The organism is Candidatus Puniceispirillum marinum IMCC1322, from assembly GCF_000024465.1.
Taxonomy (GTDB): domain Bacteria; phylum Pseudomonadota; class Alphaproteobacteria; order Puniceispirillales; family Puniceispirillaceae; genus Puniceispirillum; species Puniceispirillum marinum.
Genome location: NC_014010.1, coordinates 331,496 through 356,194 on the forward strand (window position 1 = coordinate 331,496; position 24,699 = coordinate 356,194).

The following is a 24,699-nucleotide window of genomic DNA, read 5'->3' on the forward strand; positions in this document are numbered from 1 at the left end:
TTTGATGCGTTCATCGCGGCTTATTCACATCATTGGCTGTCATGCTGAAGGCGAGGTTGGAGATGTTATTGTAGGCGGTGTTGCACCACCTCCAGGCACGACTATCTGGGAACAATCACGTTTTCTGGCACAGGATGACGGTTTACGGCAATTCATATTAAATGAACCACGCGGTGGTGTGTTTCGTCACATCAATCTTTTGGTTCCACCCAAGCATCCTGATGCTGATATGGGCTTTATCATTATGGAGCCTGAAGATACACCGCCCATGTCTGGGTCAAATAGCATGTGCGTATCCACAGTATTGCTGGAAAGTGGCATTATCGAAATGCAGGAGCCGGAAACGAAACTTGTTCTGGAAGCTCCTGGTGGACTGGTGCATGTGACCGCGCAATGCGCTAATGGTAAGGTGCAATCTGTCAAAGTTCTGAATTTACCATCTTTTGCTGATCGTTTGGATGCGCCATTAGAGGTTGAGGGCGTTGGTACATTAACCGTTGATACGGCGTTTGGTGGAGATAGTTTTGTGGTGGTTGATGCTCCCGCACTTGGCTTTGCGCTGACCGCCGATGAAGCGGCTGATCTGGCGCAAATGGGTATTCGTATTACTAAAGCTGCCAATGACCAACTTGGGTTTTCGCATCCCAGTATGCTTGATTGGAACCATATTTCATTTTGCCAATTCGCGGCGCCTGTCGAAATGGTTGATGGTGTGCTAACTGGACGCAATACGGTTGTTATCCAGCCTGGCAAGCTTGACCGCAGCCCAACAGGTACGGGTTGTTCAGCGCGATTGGCCATTTTGCATGCTCGTGGAATGATTGATATTAACCAGCCCTTTAGAGGCGTTTCGGTTATCGATTCGGTTTTTGATTGCCAGATTGAGTCTGTGCTGAATATGGAAGGTAAAATGGCAATCCGGCCATCGATCCGTGGCCGGGCTTGGTTGACTGGCAACCGACAACTTATGCTGGATCCAAGTGACCCATTCCAGTCTGGCTATCGGCTAAGCGATACATGGCCAAAAATAAAAATCTAAAACTATTTGGCTAATCAACATTGCTCATGAGATCAAAGGCATCCCCCCAGCAATCTGATACAGAATACCCTTCCAGATAGGGGTCATTCGGGTCAATGCCAATTTCATGTTTGCCAAAAACCCAGCCGCGTCCAGATATCCTTGGTAATATTGCAGAAACCCCGCCAATGGACTTTAAGCCAGTGATTTCGACATCAAAATAGCTATTGATTATAGAGCGCGCTGTTCGTTTTTCACCAACCTCAATCTGTCCACGCGCATACATCACAGCAAGCCGTGCTGAATTACCAGTGCCGCAAGGTGAACGATCAATTCGCCCAGGTGGTAAAATTGTTGCGCCCTGCATCTCTCCATCAGAATTGAAACCTGTGAACATGGTGTAGGAAAGACCTTCCAAGCCGTCAATTTCAGGATGTTTGATGACAAGGTCACGGTTAATTGTCCGGTGAACTTTAGTGCCAATTTCAACCAGTTGGCGGGCGTTATTCGGCACTATATCCATATTGAATTGCGCCACATCAATAAGACCATAGAAAACACCACCAAAGGCAATATCAACTATCACTTGACCAATACCATCTACATCGATTTTTACATCCAGATCGGTAGCAAAACTGGGGTTCATATCAAGGCTAACCCTTTCGCATTTACCACTCTTACATTGCGCTGTTGCTTTGACGAGTCCTGCTGGTGTATCTAAATGCAAAATTGTTGTAGGCTCTTTCATCTCGATGATACCGGTCTCAAGCACAACAGTCGTAAGGCAGATCGAATTAGATCCCGACATGGCATGCGCTTTGTCACCTTGTAAAATGATAAAGGCGACATCAGCATCTGGTCGTGTGGGTGGAAATAATAGATTGGTCGACATTTGAGCGTAACCGCGTGGTTCAAACACTAAAAAGCGGCGCAGACTATCATCCTGATCATTGATATAGTTCATTTTGCTCAGCATGGTGTCGCCAGGCACATGAAAGTCCCCGCCGGTCACTATCCGGCCAACTTCACCTTCGGCATGCGCTTCGATCATCTTTACGGTCTTTGTTAAACGCATATGGATTGATCCTGTTTCAAAAAAGGCTTTCTGTTTAATGGCTATTACGAAAATAAGCCAATTATGCGCCTAATTACCATCCATAAACGTTATTCAAAGCATGTCAGAAACATGGTTTAAAGTTTAATCAATATAGATTCCCATCGCCTGGAGCGCGTTATTGCCATAAACAAGCATTTCGCGTTTCGTTTCCAAATCTGCGATCTTTTTTCTAACGTCATTCGCATCCAGTTTTGATCTAGTGGATAAAGGTGATGTTGTGTTTTGCGATTTCAGATTTTGTGAAATACGGCGGTCTAATGAGTCATTTACCCATTCTTCTAGCAAGGCCAGGTCACTGCCTTTGAATGGTAATTGGTTTCTAGGAAATTCAGGTGTTTCATATTGAATTCGGTCAAGTTGAAATTTTACATCAGGAATATCAAGAGGCTTGCCAGTAACGACATAATACACATCATCACGCGCAAACTCGGCGCGCCATTTTTTAATGAGCATATTTTTTCGTTTGGCGCGTTTCGTTAAGATTGGCTGATTATCAGAATTGTCATTACCAGAATTTGACTTGTCTTGATTAATTGCATTTTGAGTCGCTTGATTAGCTGTATCTGCAGTGGCTTGATCTGCCACAGTTTCAGTCTCAATATTCTGAACGTCCTGAGACGGCGCAGTAGGGGTGCTTTGCTGTATATCTTGGCTCATCGGCGTACTACTTGCTGCTTCAGGGCTTGAAGTGGCATCAGATGTAACTGTAGTACCGGTATCATTAGAAGGCGTCGAGACTGATGAAGCTTGTCCTGGCGACCGGCTCCATCCCCATCCAACTGCATTCGTCGCATAGATAGTCATGAATATAAAAACAATCAACGTTTTCATAAAATGACAATGTTTTAAGACGTGATCAGAAAGGGCGCGGCCGTGCATTGTGCTCAATGTCCATAGTGTTTCAATGGTAGATTAACTAATTTATGTATTTACAGTTACGAAGCTTAGCCCAAAATTGTTAGCCCTTAGTGATAAAGAATTAGCCTGAGTTAGTTTTAGCTTACACCCAACACAACATTTTGTCAGGGTTGCTGTTGTCATTCTTCAGTTCATAGAACAGGAGGGAAGGGGACGGAATTTCGGTCTTGGGCTCAGATATGGTGCTTGGGTTTAGATATGTGGGTCTTGATATTCGGGTCTAAATAATCGGGCTTGGACGTTTTTGATTGGTTTGGCGCGCCTCTGATTAAGTGTCTCTTCATGTGAAAGAATTCAAGGTTAGTCTGTTAAATGTCATTTTGATTTTTACAACAGTAACTATCATTTCTTAGAAAAAACTCAGCATAACCCAAAGTCCATATTGTATTGATGCATTTATCGCCTAGAGTGAGTCTGTTTAGAAATAGTCAAAACAGAAACAGTTTTATATATAAAACCTAGTGATTATGAATCTACATCTAACTAGCAGGATCAATTATGAACAACCCATTCATCTGCCCCATATCTAAACCTGATACAGAAAAAGATATATATGATGATGCTGAGCGCAGACTTGCAAACCGCAATTCGGGCACATTACTGGAAACTTTAGCGCTTGATATTACGCCGTCAGGTGCGCATTACCTTTTGACTCATTTTGACACGCCAATCATCGATTCTAATAAACATAAATTGTATTTCGAAGGCGCATTTGAAAACCCTTTTGCTTTAGATATGGATCAAATTCGTGGTCTGCCAGAGGTAACTATGCCTGTGACTCTGGAATGCTCAGGTAACGGTCGTGCCCATGCCTCACCACGGGCATATTCTATGCCGTGGGGGTATGAAGCTGTTGGTACTTCAGAGTGGACAGGGACTCCGCTTGCGCCATTAATAGCTCAGGCCAACCCAAAGGAAGACGTTATTGACATTTCATTTACCGGAGTAGATTTTGGATATGACGCCGGTGTTGGGCATTACTTCGGCCGAAGCTTGACGATCAGCCAGCTTGAAAAGCTAGACGTTCTTTTGGTTCACTCGATGAATGGGCAACCGCTATTGCCGCAACATGGTGCTCCGCTGAGGATCGTTGTGCCTGGCTGGTATGGAATGGCTTCCGTTAAGTGGCTCAACAAAATTGAAGCCCTCACAGAAAAGTATGAAGGCTTTCAACAAATCAAAACATATCGCTTTAGGCAAAACCCTGAAGATGAAGGTCGCCCCGTTACCTCACTAAAAGTAAAGTCGTTAATGGTGCCGCCTGGGGTGCCAGATTGGCTGAGTCGTGACCGATGCGTTAAAAGTGGGAACGTTACTATAATGGGTAAGGCCTGGTCTGGATCCGGTCACAAAATAACTAAGGTGGAATTTGGAATTGATGGACATTGGAAAGATGCTCAGGTCATCGGGCGCACTGGAAAATATGCCTGGACAGCTTGGCAATATATCTGGAATGCAGAACCTGGAGAGCACATATTGCAGTGCAGGGCTACAGACGAAACCGGGGAAACTCAGCCCATAGACCCCCCATTTGATCTAGGTGGTTTTGGCAATAATGCGATTCAATCCATCAAAGTTTTTGTGCAAGCTAGAGATCAAATTTAACTTTGCAAAACTATAGCCCCAAAAGATCAATGGAAGCTGTGATCGGGTCGGGGGCTAAATGATCAAGACTCGAAATGTACGTAAAAAATTTCTTATGCTTTCAGTATGTGTTAAATCATAGAAGGTATTGATGTTCTTATTTTCGAGGCTTTGGATATTTTGTTAAACAGTTGGAAAATTGCAGTCATTCCAGGCGATGGTATTGGAAAAGAAACTGTTCCCGAAGGGCTAAGAGTCTTAAAAGCCGCGCAAGAAAAATATAAGTTCGGTCTGAATTTTACAGAACATGATTTTGCTTGTGCTGATTACTTCGTAAAACATGGACAGATGTTGCCGGATGATTGGAAGGAACAATTGAGCCAAAGTGATGCGCTTTTCTTTGGCGCGGTAGGTTGGCCTGATATTGTCCCCGACCATGTGTCACTGTGGGGTTCCTTGATACAGTTCAGAAGAGAATTTGACCAATATGTCAGTTTGCGTCCAGCCCGCGCTATGGCTGGTGTTCCACTTCCGCTGGCTAATCGTAAGCCAGGCGACATTGATATGATGATTGTACGCGAAAATACTGAAGGTGAATATTCTTCGATTGGTGGCAAGATGTTCCCTAACACGGATCGTGAGATTGTCATGCAGGAAACTGTGATGAGTCGTCACGGTGTTGACAGGATTTTGAAATATGCTTTTGACCTAGCCATGGAACGTGGCAAGCATTTGACGTCGGCGACTAAATCTAACGGGATTTCAATTACCATGCCTTACTGGGATGAGCGCGTGGCAGAAATGGCAAAAGATTACCCCGATGTAAAAGTGGATAAATATCATATCGATATTTTAGCCGCGCAGTTTGTTTTGCACCCAGACTGGTTCGACGTGGTTGTTGCCTCTAATCTCTTTGGCGACATCTTGTCTGATCTAGGGCCCGCTTGCACAGGAACCATAGGCATCGCACCGTCAGGCAATATCAATCCCGAAGGTGTCTATCCATCGTTATTTGAACCTGTACACGGTTCTGCGCCAGATATTGCCGGGAAGGGCATAGCAAACCCTGTTGGCCAGATCTGGGCAGCGGCAATGATGCTTGACCATTTAGGTGTCAAGAAGGCAAGCCAGTCAATAGTCACAGCAATTGAACAAGTAATGTCAGACGCATCATTTAGGACACCTGATCTTGGTGGCAGCGCAGACACGGTGACATGCGGCAAGGCTATTGCTGATGCGGTTTTGGAGATGCCATAGATGAAATCGTCAAAGTTTTTGCACGGTTTCACAGTCGAAAAAATAGCCTTGCCTGATGTCGAGATTAATTATGCCAGTGCCGGCAATGGTCCCCCCATTTTATTGCTTCATGGGCATCCGCAAACACATATCGTGTGGCGAAAAGTGGCGCCTCTACTTGTTAATGCTGGTTATCGTGTTATTGCACCTGATCTGCGTGGCTATGGTGATAGTGGAAAACCAAAAAGCGATGCGGATCACCTTCCTTATTCAAAACGGGTAATGGCGCAGGATCAAATCGCCTTGATGTCAAAACTTGGCTATGAACATTTTTCTGTTGTTGGGCATGATCGTGGTGGGCGCGTGGCACACAGGATGGCTCTTGATTTTCCAGACATAGTTGATCGATTGGCTGTGCTTGATATTGCGCCAACAGATATGATGTATGCGCAAACAAACAAAGAGTTTGCTACAAGATATTTCTGGTGGTTCTTTTTAATTCAGCCGTATGATTTTCCTGAAAGAATGATCGCCAGTGACCCCGAATATTTTTTGCGTCGTCATATAGCTGGTCAGGTCAAAATCGACGGGTCGGTGAGCAATGACGCCATGACAGAATATCTGCGCACCTATAATAACCCAGATACTATTCATGCAATTTGTGAGGATTATCGCGCTTCTGCTGGCATTGATTTAGATCATGATAAATTAGACCAAGGCCGTCTTATTGAGGCACCATTGTTGGTAATTTGGGGCGCAATGAGTGTTGTTGGTGATTTGTATGATGTTGAAGCGACATGGCAGGAAAAGGCAAAAAATGTAACAGGTTTTGCATTGCCATGCGGCCACGCCATTCCTGAGGAAGCGCCAGATGAATTAGCATCCAAACTTTTGACATTTTTTTCTGATAAATGAGAATTTATAGTTTGGTATGACTATCCGGATTGGCATGACGATTGGGGGCGTCTTTGGCCGCATCGCTGGTCAGGCTGCGGCGCGCTCTTTGAATAAAGTGGGATTAGTTGAATGAATTTGTTCCAGCTCATAAATGATTCAAATACAGCTTCATCTGAAGCGCATTTGGAAACAAGCCGTATCATGCAAATCTGTAATGCCTGTCGTTATTGTGAAGGATTTTGCACGGTCTTTCCAGCGATGGAACGCCGCCGTACCTTTGAAGACGGCGACACAGCATTTTTTGCGCAATCTGGGTGGTGACAATACCGGCAATGGCAGTGGCTGTTCAGCTGCCGATGAACGTGCCAGTAATGCCCGAAAATGGTTTCATCATCTGACTTTTACGTCTTTATGTTGTGTCTTGCATCAACCTCGCTTGCCACTTTGTATCATTATCTGTTGGGGCGTGAAGCACCATACGGATATTTCGAAGCGCCAGTCATTCTTGGAACTGTCGGTGGTATCATTCTTTGTTTTGACACTGCTGGCCTCTGGCGTGAAAAGCGTCGCGTAGCGCCAACCACTGTATCGCTGGCTACGATGGGTATGGATTATGCCTTTATATGGTTATTATTCTGCTTGTAGTGCGCGAGACCTGTTTCATGGGCGTTGCGCTTGCGATCCATCTTGGCCTTGTCTGTGGCTTTTTCCTGATCATGCCCTTTTCAAAATTCGTAAATTGTTTATATCGCTTGGCAGCCTTGCTTGCAGATGCTGGTGAACGCCAAGTTGCTTCTTGATATTGAACAATGACTATCTGTTTGAGAATGACTTGTCCAAAAAGGTGGTGACATGGATGGCAATAACATTACTGCTAGTCAGTAAAGACTAATAAAACATCACATCCAACTAAGCCCAAATATCCCGGACCGCGATACCCGGCTCTCGGACCTACTTCATATCAAAACCCTGATCAGCAAGAAATTGTCTCATGTGAGGACGTGACTCTTTTCCAAGAAGCCCAGTCATTTGTTCACTCCAACTTTGAGATTTTTTATTACCAGTTCGGGTCGCATAATACTCTCTTGCAATAATGTTATAATTAGCAATCTGTTCTGCCTCTAATTAGCAAGTTCAAACGCACGGTATCATTTTTTTCCTTCCAAACCATCTGCGGCGGCCCCTGATGCCCCGGGGATACGCATTTCAAACACGTCTGTTACCGAGGTATAGTCATAATAGCCAAGTCGCGCTAAGGGCCGAATTTTTTTAATGTCCATTTTGCCGTCTTTGGTAAGCACAGAATCATCAACATGGATCCTGACAACCTCGCCATAAACGACCTCGACCCAACCATGTGGGGAATTGCCAGGAAGCCGGTGCGTTGATAGATATCGACATTCAAAATGCGCAGGGCTTTCTTTGACTCGTGGGCAAGGTGCATCAATCGAAGGAATGGCTGTTACCCCGGCCTGTTCAAACTCATTGACGTCAGCAGGGACCTCCATCGCTGAAATATTTACAGCGTCGCGCAGATCATAAGTCGCCATATTCCAGACAAACCATCCCGTTTCCTCGGCATTAACGACTGTATGTTTGCGTTCACCACTGCTTAGCTGATTGGCAGCAAACATTACCATTGGCGGATCAAAAGTTAAATTCTGCCATTGGCTGTAGGGGGCAAGGTTGACAACACCTTTGGGTGAAATTGTTGATAGCCAGCCGATGGGCCGAGGTACCGTGCAAGATTTGAAAGGTGAGTAGGGAAGCGGGCAAGTATCATTTCTGGGATCATAGTGCATTGGGGGCCTCGGCAACTGCAGATTGTTACTCACTAGGTTATGGTGTAAGGGTTTTTTTTGAATTTGAAATTAACGTTTAGCCACAGCACCCTAACAAACAAACGTAAAACATTCTTCCAGCTTATTTTACAGTTGAAGATAACCTATCAAGAATTTATCACGCAACACCACACTTTAAATGAGTCTCTATAGTTTGGCATGTGCCTGATAACCTGGCCTGTAAAGAAGTCGTACATTGGTTAAGGCTGTGTCACTAGATTTTGCATCACCATTGCCAGCATTCCGGTCACGGGTTGTGCGTTCGATCATGAACAAAGCTGCACCAACTTTAATATGCAACATGCTGGCTTCTTCAGTGCTGGCATTAGCAGCGCCAAAGCTGATATCGCCATGTGTGAACGGGGTGTTCTGCAACAGCCATTCATTCGCACTAAGCGCGGCAAAGCTAACATCGGCAAGATGGGGAAGCGCAACCAGATTGATCCACCTATCCTCGATTACATAGGGTGTGTCATCAGCACTATGCAAGGAGATTACATGCAATAGCCGGCTGTCTGAAGGTACATCAAAGTGGGTGGTAATGAGTTCAGGTGCGTGTTCAATCTTTTCATGAAGCAGATGGTAACCATAGCGATGGTCAAGCGCTTCAATTTCACTCCGAATTACGGGAATTTGCAAAGTTGCCTTGCTAATAGGGTTAAGAGCAACACGGGTACCAGCTTTGCGTCGCCGGTCCAGCAAACCTGTTTCGGCAAGCGTGCGAAGCGCCCGATTCATGGTCACCCTTGCACACCCGAATTCAACTGCCAAATCGGCTTCGTTCGGGATTAAATCACCAGGCCGCCATTGCCGTGAATAGATGCGCTGTTCAAGCTCCGACATGACATCCTGCCAGTTTCTGCGGACAGGTTTGCTCATACGATATCCTTTAGCTTCAAAATAGTCTCACGGTAAGCGGCTGTTATGGCCTCATGATCATGATGATGTCCACCACTGACCATATGCCGACCTGCCGCCCAAACATCACTCACCAGCTGGTCATCGCCAGCAAAAGTAAAGCTGTCCAGAACTGTATCGCCGGTGCGGCCAGCAAGCGCTATATTATCGCCGTTAAGCGCCATAAGATCAGCCCAGTATCCGCTGGCAATCTGACCGGTTTTACGGCCAGCAGCTTTGGCGCCACCAGCAGTTATCGCCTCAAAAATATGCCGACCTGTTGACATGCTGGCTGTGGCTAGGGCAGCACGTGTATGATCGCGAAGGCGTTGCGAATAGTCTAGACTTCGCATTTCTTCCGATAGGGAAATGCGGATATTGGAGTCCGAACCGATGGCGATTTTTCCACCTGCCGTGAACCAGTTTACTCCGTCAAAGATACCATCACCAAGGCTGGCTTCGGTAATCGGGCATAGTCCGGCAATCGCGCCACTTTGCGCAAGTCTGGTGGTTTCATGTTGTAGCATCTGGGTGCAATGGATGAAGCAACAGCCATCATCAATATCCATATTATCCAGAACCCATTCAACAGGTCGCGCGCCAAGATAATGCACAACCTCATCGACTTCGGGAATTTGCTCGGCAAGATGCATATGATAGGGGCCGCCGCCAGCAAGTCGCCGACTAACGGCCAAACTGTCCGGTGCAACTGCGCGAAGGCTATGCGGCGCAACGCCGAACACTGTGTCATCTGGTAGTTTGTTCAGGCCGATCTTGATTGCGTCACATAAAGTGGCAAACCCATCCAGATCATTGTGAAATCTGCATTGTCCTCGAGTCAACTGACGAAAATCACAACCACCATATTGGTAATGGACAGGCAGCATGGTTAAGCCAATGCCTGTACGCGTGGCCGCCGCAATTATCCTGTCGGACATTTCAGACAATGTGGCGTAAGGCGTTCCATCCGGACTGTGATGTAAATAATGGAATTCAACATTAGTGGCATAGCCAGATTCCAGCATTTTCATCTGAACAAAGCTGGTAATTGATTCGATATGGTCAGGGGTGAGTTGATCAAGAAACCGAAACATCAAATCACGCCAGGTCCAGAAGCTGTCTTGTGGATTGTCTCCGCGGCGTTCGGTGAGTCCAGCCATTGCATGCTGAAACGCATGGCTATGTGCATTTACCGGTGCGGGTAGTAGGTAGGCAACATGCGTGTCTGCTGGTACATCCGGCTGTTGAGTTGAAACTTTTTCTATGCGTCCATGATTGTCAATCTCAACGCTCACATCATTGTGCCAGCCATCCGGCAGGAGTGCAGAACAGGCTTGAATTGTGATCATATCTAAATCCTATTGACATATTATTATGTATGTACATATAAAAGAAAATAGAGATATTATCAAGGCTCAGACATGAATTTACTAATAACAAATGCGGTGTTGGCAACACTGGATGAGCCACAAGCAACTAATTCGGATGGATCTGACTACAGCCTGATTTATGATGGATACCTGTCAGTTACCGATGGTATTATCACCGGGCTTGGCCCTATGTCTGTTGCGCCAAAAGCTAACTCTGCCAGCAATGTTGTCAACGCAGAAGGCAAGCTTCTGACGCCAGCGCTGATCGATTGTCATACACATATAGTGCATGGCGGACATCGTGCTAATGAATTTGAATTACGCCTGAATGGAGCAAGCTATGCCGAGGTGGCAAAAGCAGGTGGTGGTATCGTATCAACTGTTGCGGCCACCCGCAATATGTCTGAGAAAGAGCTTGTCTCTGCTGCTTTGCCACGTGTTGATGCTTTGCTTTCCGAAGGGGTAAGCCTGATAGAAATTAAATCAGGCTATGGACTGGATGTTGAAACTGAGCTTCGGATGTTGCGGGCGGGACGCGCAATTGCCGATCAGCGGCCAGTTCGGGTCGTGACCAGTTTTTTGGGCGCCCATGCCCTGCCTCATGAGTATAAAGATGATGCAGACAAATATATTGATGATATCTGCATTCCGGCAATACAAAAGGGACATGCTGAAGGGCTTATCGATGCTGTTGATGGTTTTTGCGAAACTATAGCGTTCAATGCTGACCAGATAGAGCGCGTCTTTGCGGCAGCTAGTGCGCTTGGCTTGCCAGTAAAACTTCATGCCGAACAACTTTCGAGATATGGGGGTAGTTTGCTTGCAGCCCGCTTTAAAGCATTGTCGGTTGATCATGTAGAATATGCCAATGAAGAGGATGCCCGTGCACTAAGCCATTCCGGTACGGTTGCGGTGCTGTTGCCTGGTGCGTTCTACACCTTGCGCGAAACACAGCAACCGCCGATAGATTTATTCCGTCAAAATGGCGTGCCGATGGCACTTGCTACTGACGCCAATCCGGGATCATCTCCTTTGACTTCGCTGCTGCTGGCAATGAATATGGGGTGTACCTTGTTTCGTATGACGCCGGCAGAGGCATTGGCGGGCGTAACCAGAAATGCTGCTAAGGCTCTTGGCTTAAAAGACACGGGCATGTTACGCCCCGGTATGCGCGCTGATCTGGCTTTATGGAATGTAACTCATCCTGCTGAACTAGCCTATCGGGTTGGGTTCAACCCTCTTTCTATGCGCATTTTTGGAGGCCAGATCATATGAAAATGTCGTTGATACCAGGCGAAGTCAGCCTTGCTCAGTTCGAAAATATCTGGCGTGGTAATGACCAGATCGAATTACATGCTAATGTTCGAAGCGCGATTGATGCTGCTGCGTCGCTGGTTCATGATGCGGCAAAAGGTGATGTAGCTGTTTATGGGGTAAATACTGGCTTTGGTAAGCTAGCCAATGTCGCTATCGATCCTGAAAAAATGACAAAGCTACAACGCAATCTGATCTTGTCGCATTGTTGCGGGGTTGGCGAAGCACTGGACACTCAAACAACACGGTTGATGATGGTGTTGAAATTGCTGTCACTTGGACGCGGCGCATCAGGCGTTGTCTGGGAAACGGTAGATCTGATTGTTGGAATGGTGAATAAGGGCGTGATGCCGGTTATTCCAGTTCAAGGCTCAGTTGGCGCTTCTGGCGATCTTGCCCCTTTGGCACATATGGCTGCTGTGATGATTGGCGAAGGCGAAGCTTGCTATAAAGGTACCGTCATGCAAGGCGGCGAGGCGCTTGCCAAGGCTGGATTGGTGCCGGTTATATTAGCGCCAAAAGAAGGTCTGGCATTAATTAATGGCACCCAGTTTTCTACGGCCTGTGCTTTGGCTGCATTGTTTAACGCATGGCGTAATGCGAGTGCAAGTGTTGTAACAGCTGCTTTGACGACAGATGCCATAATGGGATCAACAGCACCGCTTGTTGATGAAATACATACGCTTCGCGGTCATCCCGGACAGATTGCTGTTGCCCGCGGCCAACGCGCTATCATGCAAGGATCGGAAATCCGCGAAAGCCACCGTGATGACGATACCCGTGTTCAGGATCCATATTGTATTCGTTGTCAGCCCCAAGTGACTGGCGCGGCTATAGATTTGCTGCATTATGCCAGTCGTACCCTAACCATTGAAGCAAATGCTGTTACCGATAACCCGCTTGTGCTTGTAAATGAGGGACGGATTGTATCAGGCGGCAATTTTCACGCTGAACCAGTTGCCTTTGCCGCCGACCAGATTGGCCTTGCGCTTGCCGAAATTGGTGCCATTGCCCAGCGGCGCGTGGCCTTGATGGTTGATCCTAGTCTTAGTTTTGATCTGCCACCGTTTCTGACTGCGGACCCCGGATTGAATTCGGGTTTCATGATTGCTGAGGTCACGACTGCGGCGTTAATGAGCGAGAACAAGCATCTTGCAAATCCCTGTTCAACGGACAGCACCCCTACGTCGGCAAATCAAGAAGATCATGTCAGTATGGCAGCCCATGCGGCGCGGCGACTGATGCGGATGAATAGTAATCTAAATGTCATTCTAGGAATTGAATTAGTTTGTGCCGTGCAGGGCATAGAATTTCGGGAGCCGTTGAAGACTAGTTTGCCATTGCAAAAGGTGATTGCAATGACGCGAGAAACAATCGCGCCTCTGGCAGAGGATCGCTATATGGCAAATGACCTAGAGGCAGCAGCTTCAATGATAGCAGATGGTGAACTTTTAACGGGATTTGACTTGCCTGAATATATTCTGGGGCAAACAAGATAATAAACTAAGGGAGCATGTGATGCAGGATTCTAGACATAATATACGGGATATTTTTCCAGCTACAGGCACTGAAATTACTGCTAAAAGCTGGCTGACCGAAGCCCCATTACGCATGCTGATGAATAATCTACATCCCGATGTTGCGGAAAATCCACATGCACTAGTGGTGTATGGCGGCATTGGCAGAGCCGCACGTACATGGGAAGATTTTGATAGGATTGTGGACTCACTGCGTAGTCTGGAGTCTGATCAAACCTTATTGGTCCAATCGGGAAAACCAGTAGGGGTATTTCGCACACATAGTGATGCCCCCCGCGTTTTGATTGCCAACTCCAATCTGGTGCCACATTGGGCGAACTGGGATCATTTCAACGAACTCGATAAGCGCGGCTTGGCAATGTATGGCCAGATGACTGCCGGTTCATGGATTTATATCGGCACACAGGGCATTGTTCAGGGAACCTATGAGACTTTTGTAGAAGCGGGCCGCCAGCATTATGAAGGTAATCTCAAAGGGCGCTGGATTCTTACTGCTGGACTTGGCGGCATGGGTGGTGCACAGCCATTAGCTGCGGTTATGGCTGGTGCCTGTTGTCTTGCTGTCGAATGTGACGAAACACGCGCTGATTTTCGGTTGCGAACGGGTTATGTGGATGAAAAAACGCATTCACTTGACGAAGCCCTTGCGATGATCAACGACTGGACAGCCGCAGGGATGGCTAAATCTGTTGCTCTTATCGGCAATGCGGCTGATATTTTCCCAGAGCTTGTTAAGCGCGGTGTCAGGCCAGATATCGTAACTGACCAAACATCAGCTCATGATCCTTTACATGGTTATTTGCCACAGGGCTGGAATATTGCCGAATGGCGCGCAAAGCAGGAGACTAATCCAAAGGAAGTCGAGGCAGCAGCAAGGCTTTCGATGAAAAGCCACGTAGCAGCTATGGTCGATTTCTGGAATGATAAGGTGCCGACACTTGATTATGGTAATAATATTCGTCAGGTGGCATTGGAAGAGGGGCTTGAAACAGCCTTTAGTTTTCCAGGGTTTGTTCCGGCCTATATCCGCCCCTTATTCTGTCGCGGTATTGGGCCGTTCCGCTGGTGTGCGCTTTCCGGTGATCCAGAGGATATTTTTAAGACTGACGCCAAGGTCAAGGAGCTGGTTGATGATGCTCATTTGCATAACTGGCTGGACATGGCGCGGGAACGAATTTCATTCCAAGGGTTGCCCGCGCGCATTTGCTGGGTAGGTCTTGGTGTGCGTCACCGTCTTGGCCTAGCGTTCAATGAAATGGTTCGTACTGGTGAACTCTCAGCTCCCGTGGTCATTGGCCGTGACCATTTGGACAGTGGATCGGTTGCCTCGCCAAACCGGGAAACAGAAGCTATGAAGGATGGTTCTGATGCCGTTTCTGACTGGCCTTTACTGAATGCTTTGTTGAATACGGCAAGTGGAGCGACCTGGGTGTCTCTGCATCATGGCGGCGGCGTTGGCATGGGTTTCTCGCAACATTCCGGTATGGTTATCTGCTGTGATGGCAGTGCTGATGCCGACAGACGGATTAGTAACGTTTTGTGGAATGATCCGGCAACAGGCGTGATGCGTCATGCAGATGCTGGCTATGAAGATGCAATTGCCTGCGCTCGGGAGCAGGGGCTGAACCTTCCTAGTATATTATAAACCGGTTAATGATGACGTCAGTTTGCGTCATCTAGCCCAACGTGCATGCAGGGGGTGTTAAAGGCCGCGGCAAGTTCAGGTGCAAAATCCAGAACAGCATTTGTGCCGGTAAACCGTTCAGGATGCAAACGACCATCTTCCCATAAAGCAACACCATCAATGGTGACTGTAGGATCCAAAACCATCCAGCAAATTTCACCCGGAGGAGTCTCACCACAGGTATGAAAATGCAAGAAACGTGGACTGGTAAAAACCGTGTTTGACCAACGCGATGGATCATTGCCCATAAAATCATCATAGTGCATTTGTGGGTGAATACCGGCATGCCATGAGTCCACATTAAACGCTTTTAGGCCAAACATTTCTGCTACATGATTGTAATGTTCATTAATCTTGGCAACGATGTCATCAGAGCCGGTAAACCCAGTTATACGATTACCATTAAATTGAACGCTTACAGTATCATCAAGCTTTATAAATTCTGGTGTGTAAACTTTTGAACCGGTGGGTGTAAGATAGCCGAAAAGTTTGACTTCGCCTTTGAAACCGCTTGCCAGAACAGGTTGTGGAACCCCCATTGGAAACCGACTGACGACAACCTCGCTTCCTTCGGCTTTGGTGTTTGCAGGTGAGCCTTCTAAGTGCGTGCCTTGTGGGCAGGTGACTCTGATATGGTCAGCGTTCAACATCACCTCGTTGACAGCGTCTTTCAACATCATCATCGCGCGGTGATTCAAGCGACCATAAGCCCCACCAAGCATATTGGCAGTTCGTGCATAGCTCATGGTCGAATGTGGCGTATTATTGTTCGCTTCAAATCGATCTTGATCGCCGATGCGCGAAAAGAAAATCACCTCATCCATAGAATTTATGGCGGTCTGGATTTCGTCAACTGGAACGTTTTGTGGCTTACCGACGGGCAGGACTTTTACCGTTGCGCCCTTTTCCTGTAACTGTTTAGCAACGATTGCTGGGGCTTTGTCATCATACCAACCAAGGGCTGGATCCTCACAGATTAGCAAAACGGCCTTGCCCGAAACGTCACCGATGCACCCGTTGATGAGATTGTCAGCGCCCGCCCGCAAGGCCGCCTCATCTGGATACTGAACTGACTCGTGATAAACAAAAGTTTCCGTGTTTTCATTTGCCATTTTAATTCACCTAAAAATGCTCATTTCTGGGATCATTATTGCAGATATGTAATATCCTAAACTCAATCAGCGTAGAATCCAACGATATCACCATCAGTCGTAACGCCCAGCCCGTTCAGGCTTCGATTTGCATAGTTGAAATAGCAAATGATTTGGTTTGCTTCGAGAATCTGACCGTCATCTAAACCTTCATTTCGAAGTGCAATTACATCGCTTTCCTGCATATCGCCAGGCGAGAGCGTTAATTTTTCTGCATATTGTAATAAGGCTAGTTCAGCCCCATCAAAAACGGCACCAGGATTTTTTGCGGTTAACGCCTTTTCCACTGAAGCCGCATAGTCAGAATCACCAATAAGATGGGCGGCATTCTTCCAGTGATTAGCATAGGAATAGTCGCATTGGTTCAGCACCGAAACATAGGAACTTATCACCTCCTGTAACCATTGCGGCAATGTGTTCGCCGCGTCATGCAAGGCTGCACGGTATAAAACACAATGACCATGCATGGTATTGGGCCGGTGCGAATGAACGCGCATCACATTGTCAACAGTGCCATGCGGCGTTTGTGCAACCTTAAGAGCGGCCTTCAATTCCGGTCCTGCATCTTCATCAGAAATCATTGATATCCAGGCAGCCATGACGTTTCCTCCCACTGTAAATATATAGTTTTATAGTACATTTCAGCTATCATTAGTTGTTAATAGAAGCTGTTTTTTAAGTCTTAATAAGATATCATGCAGATATAGGACAAGCCAATTATCCTTTCAGCTTGTCCTTAGCCCAATTGTTCAGCGCTTTGTAATAAGCGGTATTCTGTTTTGTAACTGACTCATGGGCAGTGAGCGTAGCTTCATATTTAATTAGTGTGGGCGGCAAAACAACGTTAATGCCCAGAATCTCACGAAAGATAGATATTAACGCAAAACTGGCAACAAAACCGCAATCTGCAATACTCAACTGATCGCCAAACAAAAGCGGTGAGGGTGTTGCCATATGCGCTAGCTGGTCTATTCGTTTCTGCAAAAGGACTGCATTTTCAGCAACAAAGGCCGGATCGCGTCGCACCATCTTAAATAGCTTTTAGTCCGTAAATACCCAAGTCTCGGAGAAATACAGAAAGGCCGACGAAAGACTCAATCCCGCTTGTTCGCACGGAACAGTTTTACCTTCAAGCCAGCGTCCATTTACTTCAACATAGGCGGTCTTGGCATAATCGACAGCAAAGGGAAATTAGGGCGCATTGGCGGGGGTATATTTGATCCACCAATGGTACCTTTTCATAGGGCATTAACAGTATTGGAAGATGCTTAATGCTGTAAAATCTTTGAGAGGAAAGCCTGTGCCCTTTCTCCGCGCCCACCGGCAAAAAATTCGTCTTTGGTGCAACTTTCCTCAACCCGGCCTTCATCCATAAAGACAACACGATCTGCAACTTCGCGGGCGAATCCCATTTCATGAGTGACCACCATCATTGTCATACCGTCCTCGGCAAGTTCTGTCATGACGTCAAGTACTTCGGTGATCATTTCCGGATCAAGGGCAGAAGTTGGCTCATCAAATAGCATCACGCGCGGTTTCATTGCCAATGCCCGCGCTATGGCAACACGTTGTTGCTGGCCGCCTGAAAGCTGGCTTGGAAATTTATCTGCCTGGTCGGCGATTTTTACACGTTCAAGATAATGTCGTGCGATATCATTGGCCTCAGCGCGCGAGAGTTTGGTATTACGAATGGGGGCAAGCGTCACATTCTGTAAGATTGACATATGCGGGAATAGGTTAAAACTCTGGAAGACCATACCAACTTCCCGGCGAACTTGCTCCAGCTGTTTCATGTTGCCATAAACTTCACGTCCACAGACATGGATTGTTCCCTGCTGATGGTTTTCGAGTTGGTTAACACAACGGATCATTGTTGATTTGCCTGATCCGGATGGGCCACAAACTACGACCCGCTCACCTTGTTTAACGGATAAATTGATATTCTTCAGCGCCTGAAAATCATCAAACCATTTACTGACATCGGCAAAATCAATCAGAGTATTGGCATCTGGTGAGGGGCTCGTGGTTGAAGTGTTTGACATGATGTCTCCTAGCGGCGCGCCTTTAGGGCACGTTTTTCAAGATGAGCGAACAGCGCGGCGAACGAGTAACAGATTATGAAATACATCGCCCCAACGATAATCCATGTTTCAAAAACTTTGGTCGTACTTGATGCCACCTCGGTAGCAAGAAAGGTAAGTTCCTGAATTGAGATCAGCGAGACGATTGCAGAGTCCTTAATCAAGGTGATGAACTGACCAGCAAGTGGCGGTAGAATTTTGCGCACTGCCTGCGGAAAGATAATGTTTCCAAGAACGTCTAGTGGTGATAGGCCAACAGCGCGTGCCGCTTCCCATTGACCTTTTGGAACAGATTGAATGCCCGCCCGTACTATCTCGGTAATATATGCCCCTTCAAACAGGGCAAGGCACAATGCCCCAGCCACAAAGTTGGAAAATAATTTAGGGTCGCCAAACAGTGTGAAGAAAATGTCTGAACTTACAAAGGCACCATTCTTGTCAATGTCATCAAGACCAATTAATGGCATTAACTGTCCAGACAGGAAAAAGTAAAAAATGAAAATGAATACGACTGGTGGGATGTTGCGAATCAATTCGACATAACAGCGGCTAATCATTCGCATTGCCAGATTTTTGCTGGTGCGCATAAAGCCCATAAGAAGGCCAATGATTGCAGCAACTATAGTTGCCCAGAAAGCAAGGCGTAGGGTTGTTGCAATGCCTTTTAACAACAGGTTTGGCACGTAACGGGCGTTTTCTTCATCATAATAGATGACGAAATTCAAAACACGTGACCAGTTCCAATTATAGACAAGAACGTCACTAACGCGGTAAACCGCATAGGCAATTATAGCGCCAACAAGCCCAAAACAAATATAGTCTATAGTCGTCAGTTTGCGCCGTGTCTGTAAAGGGGGTTCGGTCATTTTCTGTTCCTGATCTATATCACCGACAGGAAAACCCTGCCGGTGAATATTTTATCTTGGGGAAAGAGTGATGCCAGAACCCGCTTAGCTATGAAACTAGACTTAGTTGTGTTTGGCATCATGAAATGGCACTACTGCTCCAGCTTCACCATGTCTTTCCAGCCTGAACGGTTCTTGAACCAGAAGTCATGACGTTCTTTGAGCCACCCGCTGCTGGAATTTACTACAATCCAGTTGCTGAAGAAGTTCAACGCATCTGAGTCGCCTTTACGAAGGGCAAAGCCTTCATTGCCGCGTGTCAGATTCTCACCATCAAAGGCAACGAAAACTTCGTCTGGATAAGCTTCAGACCAAAAACGTGGCTTTGGTGCGCTTGAAATCATCGCATGCGCATTACCATTCACAACTTCCTGAAAAGCCTGTGCATCATCATCAAACTGACGCAGTGTGGATTTGGGGAACAGCTTTTGCGCAGCCTTACATGGCGTGGCACCACGGCGACATGCGATTGTGACGCTTGACTGATTATAATCGTCAATTGTGCTGAAACTGCTTGAAAGCTTCTTGTTCGCGGCCATCATCTGGCCTGAATGCGCGTATGGTGTGGTGAAATTCACCGTCAGGTTACGTTGCGGGGTGATCGACATGCCACCGATGATGACGTCGAACTTTTTCGCAATCAATGAAGGGATGATGCCACTCCACGCTGTCGGTACAAATTCAACCTCAACGCCCATATCGGCTGCAAGTTTGGTTGCAACGTCAATTTCAAAGCCGATCAAGTCGCCTTGCTTGTCACGCATTGCCCATGGAACAAAAGTTGACATGCCAACTTTTAGCGTGCCACGTTTTTGAATATCTGCAATCAGATCATCGGCAATCGCGGGCAACGAAGTTGCAACAACCCCGAAAAGTGCCACAAGAGCCATAATTACTCTGGCTTTCAGTTTTTGTGTAAATGTCATTAGGTTTTCTCCTCTTTTGCTGTGGTAATTTTCTATTGTGGATTTTATCGAGCCCTGTTCATTTTTACTTCAAGAATGTTGACCATAACAGATAGGCTGGTCGTCAGGACAAGATACATGCCGGCTACAATGAACCAGATTTCAAATGCCATATAAGTGTCGGATATTAGATTGAGTCCTTCGGTTGTCAGTTCGGCAACAGCGATGACACTAACAATGGCAGAATGTTTGATTAAGGAAATTAGCAGGCCAGTCAATGGCGGCAGGATCAGCGGAAGCGCCTGCGGGACGATTACATAACGATATTTGTCAAATTTTGATAAGCCAGTTGCATCGGCAGCTTCATATTGGCCACGCTCAACCGCTTGAATGCCACCCCGGATAATTTCTGCGGCAAAAGACCCTTCAAAGGCGGCAAGACACAAAACGCCAGCCCAGAATCGATCAATTCCAAAAATGGGTGCCAGCACGAAATAAAACATGAATAACTGTACGAGCAGGGGGGTGTTGCGAATAATTTCGAGATATGTGGAAGCAATCGATCTACCAGCGATGGAGTTCGACATTCTGCCAATCGCGGTCAAAGCGCCAATCACTATCGATAGAATGCTACTAATGCCAGCCAATTGTAAGGTAACTATAATACCTTTAAACAAAGGCCCAGGAATGAACTCCCCATCAATCATCCGATAAAAGAATGGCCCAACACGGTACCATTGCCACCGATATTCCATAGCCGCAGCGCCCGCATATATCAGCCAGCCAATAATGCAGAACAAAAGGATAGCCTGCGCTACCTGCCATAAGGAGCGCGCAATATGCGCTGATGCGGGATCCTTTGGGTGCCGTACACCGTCCACCCCAAGCAGTTTTGCTAGAAACGGCGTTTCAGGATGTGTCTGCATCATCAAGCTGGCTCCCCTAAACCAAAACATTATTCTATCATATATGTAAATAATGTGCTGGCCATCTTTTATTTATGTTATGTATTAATATATTTTAAAATCACGTATTCAATGCTTGTATATTGGGGGCGGAAATAGCCTGGAGGAAAGAAAAAGATGAAAATCACCTTTCGCCAGATTGACGCTTTTCAAACCCTGATCACGTCAGGGACAGTGACCAAGTCAGCGTCTTTGCTTGGAATTTCACAGCCAGCGGTTAGCCGGTTAATTTCAGATCTTGAGAAAAGCGCCGGTTTCAAGCTGTTCCAACGGGTTGGACGTAAGCTTGAGCCAACGCTTGAAGCGCGCTTGCTTGCTGAGGAAGTGGCGCAATCAATGGCTGGATTGAAGCGTATTGAGCAGGCCGCGCAGAATATTCGTGATTTTAATCATGTAAAACTTCGACTTGTCAGCACCCCTTCTTTTGCCTCTACGCTAGCGCCGTTGCTGATTGAAAAATTTGCCAAACGGCATCCAAATGTTCATGTTTGTCTTGATATTCAGTCTGATGATGAACGTATTGAGTGGATGGTGCTTGAGAATCAGGATTTTGGAATTGCTGTCTCAACCGGACGCAATCATAATATTGCTACGCATGAATTGCTGAGTACTGAGGCCGTTTGCCTTTTACCCAAAGCACACAAGCTAGCTGGTGAAAAAAACATCTCACCCAAAGATCTCGCTGGTGAAAATTTTGTTTCCTACTTTGAGGGATCTATTTTCAAAAGTGATATAGACAAGGCTTTCAATGTAGCAGGAGTCAATCGTCTGACACATTATGAAAGCAAGACAACAGCTGCGATCATTGGCATGGTAGGCGCTGGATTGGGTGTGTCTATCATTGGGTCGGGCTTTGGTGCTGGATCCTTTGATCCCAGATGTGTGACCGTGCCCTTTACACCAGCAATATGTTACAAGGCTGAGGTTTTATGGTCAACACAGCGCAGTCTGTCAGCCATCCAGAACGAATTTCTTAGCATGGTAAAAGAAGAATATAGTGACTCGAAGAGCTAGCGAGATTTGGCTGGATCACGGTTGAGCGCATCACGGAACTGTTGGCGTGCTACCTCGCTATGAATATAGTCATAGTCACGTGGATAGGCTTCACCAGACACAATTTTCAGTACAGCCATAACCGGCCCATCAGATACCAGTAAATTTGGCAAAGCCGCCTCGAATGTTTGTAGATCTGAAAAGCACATTGCATCCTGATAACCTGCGGCTTTTGCCATATTGGCAAAATCCACATTTCCGCTTCCCGGTATGGGGTGAGCTCCATTCACCTCATAAACACCATTTTCAAAAACAATATGCAGAAAATGTTTTGGCTTTACAGTGGCAATGGTGACAAGGCTGCCCAAATTCATCAACAAACTACCGTCACCATCAAGTACGATCAGTTGTCTATCTGGACTTCCCAAAGCAAGCCCAAGCGCATGTGAAGAGGCCTGGCCCATGGCGCCTGTTGATACATAATTGAGATCGCGCGGGCATAAAGCAAGCCAGTCAAAACAACTCTGATAAACCGCAACAACAATGTCGCGCTCCTTGACATGCGGCCGCAATGCAATGAGGGCATGGTCACGCCGTATCATTGTTGCCCTCCAGCTATAACAGGTGATTGGCCAACAAGAAAACATAGGGCATCGCCAGTTGCGTAGGCATTATCGATGGCTGGTGCAATGTTGTTCGTATCGGCATTGCTGTCGATATCGATATAGTTCAACGCCATAACGTCGAGAATGGGAGGAATAATTCGAACCCCATAGCTTGCTGACTCCCGAACGGATTCGTTAGTCGCTTTACCTTGCAAACCAACCATCATGCAAACGGGTTGATGATAATCCATAGCAATGGCTCGAATCGCATTCAGCGAGTCCATTAATCCGGTTTGCTGCATCAATAAAAGCGCGCGGGTGTTGCTATAGGAGAGGGCGGCACAGATTGAAACCCCCTCATCTTCCTTGCACACGCGAATCAATTGAAAATCTGGATCTTTGCTGATTGGCCATAGCAACCCATCACTTGTCACGATGTCTGGAACCGATACTATGATTCCAATGCCTGCTTTTTTGAGCTGGGCAATGATGTTTTCACCATTGGGCAATGATAAAGGCTCAGCTGAAGGTGACGCGGTCATGTCATTTCACCATGCAGGCGAATTAGCGCGTCTATGGCGGTGCGTGTTTCAGCATGATGGCCAATTGTCATGCGCAGGCACGCATCAAATGCTGGTGAAGCAAAGCGTCGCAGCGAAATGCCCTCTAACCTTAATGCCGCATCAACTCGGCGCGCCAGATCATGATGCGATTTCATTTCCATCAAGATAAAATTACCATATCCGGGATAGACATGGATGCCTGCTTGTGTGAGTTTTTGCGTTGCTTCATCCCTTAATTTTGCTGTTTCGCTGATCACATATTGTCGGTGATCAGCATCAGCCAATGCCGCTACAGCTGCATGCAATGACGGAGTGGCAAGTGGGAAGGTGAGGCCAATACGGGTGATTGTGTCAATTATATGCGATGCACCATAAGCCCATCCAACGCGCGCGCCAGCAAGCCCATGTATTTTTGAAAAGCTACGCGTAACAACAACATTATCATGCGCCCGCACAAGCTCCTCGCCAGACTCATAGGCCGGATCGGTAACATATTCAGCATAAGCACCATCTATCACCAAAAGCACATGGCTAGGAATGCCTTTATGCAGGCGCCGAAGTTCATTACCTGGTAGCATGGCACCTGATGGGTTGTCAGGGTTGGCAAGATAAACGATCCGTGTCTTAGGCGTCAGACTGGCAAGCATGGCATCAACGTCTGTGCAGAAATTTTTATCTTTGGCTGCCACTGCCTCAGCATCGTTGGCATAGGCATAATTTGGCACTTTTAGATAGCTGTTTTGGCTTCGCAGAAGCGTTGTGCCTGGTTGTAAATAGGCACGGGCAATACGCGCCAGTAAATCGTCTGAGCCAAAGCCGATGGCAAGACGCTCTGGCTCAAGCCCATAGGTTGATGCAAGTGCTGGAACGAGGATACCGGCTGGGTTTTCCAAATAGCGTTCAAGATGTTTTGTTGATGCGGCTGCGGCAGCTCTCGCTTTTGGTGATGGACCAAACGCATTCTCATTTGAATCAAGTGCGATAGTGATCTTGGGGCCAGCATCAGACGTCGTCGTCACCATATGAGCCTTGATTGACGCAATGCCAGATTTAGCTTGTGGAAGAGAATTTATCACGTCTGTCACCATTAAACAGGTCTCAATATTGTTTAATAATT

At 46.7% G+C, this 24,699-nt stretch carries 25 protein-coding genes; 10 read left to right on the forward strand and 15 right to left on the reverse strand.

The window, feature by feature from the left end; translation table 11 throughout:
- Positions 1-4: 4 nt before the first annotated feature.
- A complete protein-coding gene (locus SAR116_RS01605; RefSeq protein ID WP_013045186.1) occupies positions 5-1,039 on the forward strand; it encodes a trans-3-hydroxy-L-proline dehydratase in 1,035 nt (344 codons plus the stop codon).
- A gap of 10 nt (positions 1,040-1,049) precedes the next feature.
- On the opposite strand, the gene SAR116_RS01610 is transcribed toward SAR116_RS01605, so the two are convergent.
- Both SAR116_RS01610 and SAR116_RS01615 read right to left on the reverse strand, forming a co-directional pair.
- On the reverse strand, positions 1,050-2,093 hold the full coding sequence (locus SAR116_RS01610; RefSeq protein ID WP_013045187.1) for a proline racemase family protein: 1,044 nt from the start codon (positions 2,091-2,093) through the stop codon (positions 1,050-1,052).
- A 123-nt stretch (positions 2,094-2,216) separates the two neighbouring features.
- The gene (locus tag SAR116_RS01615; protein WP_013045188.1) at positions 2,217-3,014 is read right to left on the reverse strand and encodes a hypothetical protein; all 798 of its coding nucleotides are present in this window, start codon (positions 3,012-3,014) and stop codon (positions 2,217-2,219) included.
- Positions 3,015-3,551: 537 nt separating this feature from the next.
- Between SAR116_RS01615 and SAR116_RS01620 the strand changes: the two genes are divergently transcribed.
- From SAR116_RS01620 to SAR116_RS13905, 5 genes are all read left to right on the forward strand, one after another.
- The gene (locus SAR116_RS01620) at positions 3,552-4,658 is read left to right on the forward strand and encodes a molybdopterin-dependent oxidoreductase (protein ID WP_013045189.1); all 1,107 of its coding nucleotides are present in this window, start codon (positions 3,552-3,554) and stop codon (positions 4,656-4,658) included.
- A gap of 159 nt (positions 4,659-4,817) precedes the next feature.
- On the forward strand, positions 4,818-5,894 hold the full coding sequence (locus tag SAR116_RS01625) for a tartrate dehydrogenase (RefSeq protein ID WP_013045190.1): 1,077 nt from the start codon (positions 4,818-4,820) through the stop codon (positions 5,892-5,894).
- Positions 5,895-6,788 carry an alpha/beta fold hydrolase gene (locus SAR116_RS01630; protein WP_013045191.1) on the forward strand — a complete coding sequence of 298 codons (894 nt, stop codon included), beginning with the start codon at positions 5,895-5,897 and terminating at the stop codon, positions 6,786-6,788.
- Between the two features lie 196 nt (positions 6,789-6,984).
- Positions 6,985-7,344 (forward strand): hypothetical protein, encoded by a 360-nt coding sequence (locus SAR116_RS13900; RefSeq protein WP_320410293.1) that lies wholly within the window; start codon positions 6,985-6,987, stop codon positions 7,342-7,344.
- 49 nt (positions 7,345-7,393) lie between these two features.
- Positions 7,394-7,570, forward strand: coding sequence for a hypothetical protein (locus SAR116_RS13905; protein WP_013045194.1), 177 nt, complete (start codon positions 7,394-7,396; stop codon positions 7,568-7,570).
- Between the two features lie 348 nt (positions 7,571-7,918).
- On the opposite strand, the gene SAR116_RS01640 is transcribed toward SAR116_RS13905, so the two are convergent.
- The 3 genes from SAR116_RS01640 to SAR116_RS01650 all read right to left on the reverse strand — a co-directional run bounded on the left by SAR116_RS01640 (position 7,919) and on the right by SAR116_RS01650 (position 10,857).
- On the reverse strand, positions 7,919-8,572 hold the full coding sequence (locus tag SAR116_RS01640; protein ID WP_013045195.1) for a flavin reductase family protein: 654 nt from the start codon (positions 8,570-8,572) through the stop codon (positions 7,919-7,921).
- Between the two features lie 186 nt (positions 8,573-8,758).
- The gene (locus tag SAR116_RS01645) at positions 8,759-9,490 is read right to left on the reverse strand and encodes a histidine utilization transcriptional repressor HutC (protein WP_013045196.1); all 732 of its coding nucleotides are present in this window, start codon (positions 9,488-9,490) and stop codon (positions 8,759-8,761) included.
- Positions 9,487-10,857, reverse strand: coding sequence for a formimidoylglutamate deiminase (locus tag SAR116_RS01650; RefSeq protein ID WP_013045197.1), 1,371 nt, complete (start codon positions 10,855-10,857; stop codon positions 9,487-9,489). The genes SAR116_RS01645 and SAR116_RS01650 overlap by 4 nt, the downstream gene beginning before the upstream one ends.
- 72 nt (positions 10,858-10,929) lie before the next feature.
- Between SAR116_RS01650 and hutI the strand changes: the two genes are divergently transcribed.
- Genes hutI through hutU form a run of 3 tightly spaced genes read left to right on the forward strand, consistent with a single transcriptional unit; the run spans position 10,930 to position 15,375 of the window.
- Complete coding sequence (gene hutI, locus SAR116_RS01655; protein ID WP_013045198.1) at positions 10,930-12,153, forward strand: imidazolonepropionase; 1,224 nt, start codon at positions 10,930-10,932, stop codon at positions 12,151-12,153.
- The gene (gene hutH, locus SAR116_RS01660; protein WP_013045199.1) at positions 12,150-13,691 is read left to right on the forward strand and encodes a histidine ammonia-lyase; all 1,542 of its coding nucleotides are present in this window, start codon (positions 12,150-12,152) and stop codon (positions 13,689-13,691) included. Before hutI ends, hutH begins: the two co-directional genes overlap by 4 nt.
- Positions 13,692-13,710: 19 nt before the next feature.
- Entirely contained in the window at positions 13,711-15,375 is a 1,665-nt protein-coding gene (gene hutU, locus SAR116_RS01665; RefSeq protein WP_013045200.1) for a urocanate hydratase, read from the forward strand.
- A gap of 17 nt (positions 15,376-15,392) precedes the next feature.
- Here hutU and SAR116_RS01670 read toward each other — a convergent pair whose 3' ends face one another.
- From SAR116_RS01670 to SAR116_RS01700, 7 genes are all read right to left on the reverse strand, one after another.
- Positions 15,393-16,526 (reverse strand): hypothetical protein, encoded by a 1,134-nt coding sequence (locus tag SAR116_RS01670; protein ID WP_013045201.1) that lies wholly within the window; start codon positions 16,524-16,526, stop codon positions 15,393-15,395.
- Positions 16,527-16,588: 62 nt separating this feature from the next.
- On the reverse strand, positions 16,589-17,164 hold the full coding sequence (locus tag SAR116_RS01675) for a peroxidase-related enzyme (RefSeq protein WP_013045202.1): 576 nt from the start codon (positions 17,162-17,164) through the stop codon (positions 16,589-16,591).
- Between the two features lie 118 nt (positions 17,165-17,282).
- Entirely contained in the window at positions 17,283-17,594 is a 312-nt protein-coding gene (locus tag SAR116_RS01680; protein ID WP_013045203.1) for a glutathione S-transferase family protein, read from the reverse strand.
- Positions 17,595-17,833: 239 nt separating this feature from the next.
- Entirely contained in the window at positions 17,834-18,607 is a 774-nt protein-coding gene (locus tag SAR116_RS01685; protein ID WP_013045205.1) for an amino acid ABC transporter ATP-binding protein, read from the reverse strand.
- Between the two features lie 8 nt (positions 18,608-18,615).
- Positions 18,616-19,512, reverse strand: coding sequence for an amino acid ABC transporter permease (locus SAR116_RS01690; RefSeq protein ID WP_013045206.1), 897 nt, complete (start codon positions 19,510-19,512; stop codon positions 18,616-18,618).
- 131 nt (positions 19,513-19,643) lie between these two features.
- Positions 19,644-20,477, reverse strand: a complete 834-nt coding sequence (locus SAR116_RS01695) for a transporter substrate-binding domain-containing protein (protein WP_013045207.1) — start codon at positions 20,475-20,477, stop codon at positions 19,644-19,646.
- A gap of 44 nt (positions 20,478-20,521) precedes the next feature.
- Entirely contained in the window at positions 20,522-21,385 is an 864-nt protein-coding gene (locus tag SAR116_RS01700; RefSeq protein ID WP_013045208.1) for an amino acid ABC transporter permease, read from the reverse strand.
- A gap of 153 nt (positions 21,386-21,538) precedes the next feature.
- Here SAR116_RS01700 and SAR116_RS01705 point away from each other — a divergent pair, with 153 nt between their 5' ends.
- Positions 21,539-22,435 (forward strand): LysR substrate-binding domain-containing protein, encoded by an 897-nt coding sequence (locus SAR116_RS01705; protein WP_013045209.1) that lies wholly within the window; start codon positions 21,539-21,541, stop codon positions 22,433-22,435.
- On the opposite strand, the gene SAR116_RS01710 is transcribed toward SAR116_RS01705, so the two are convergent.
- From SAR116_RS01710 to SAR116_RS01720, 3 genes are read right to left on the reverse strand one after another with little or no spacing between them, the layout of a single operon-like run.
- Entirely contained in the window at positions 22,432-23,016 is a 585-nt protein-coding gene (locus SAR116_RS01710) for a thiamine pyrophosphate-dependent enzyme (RefSeq protein ID WP_013045210.1), read from the reverse strand. The genes SAR116_RS01705 and SAR116_RS01710 overlap by 4 nt on opposite strands.
- Positions 23,013-23,561, reverse strand: coding sequence for a decarboxylase (locus SAR116_RS01715; protein ID WP_013045211.1), 549 nt, complete (start codon positions 23,559-23,561; stop codon positions 23,013-23,015). The genes SAR116_RS01710 and SAR116_RS01715 overlap by 4 nt, the downstream gene beginning before the upstream one ends.
- A complete protein-coding gene (locus tag SAR116_RS01720) occupies positions 23,558-24,658 on the reverse strand; it encodes a pyridoxal phosphate-dependent aminotransferase (protein WP_238531163.1) in 1,101 nt (366 codons plus the stop codon). The genes SAR116_RS01715 and SAR116_RS01720 overlap by 4 nt, the downstream gene beginning before the upstream one ends.
- Positions 24,659-24,699: the final 41 nt, after the last annotated feature.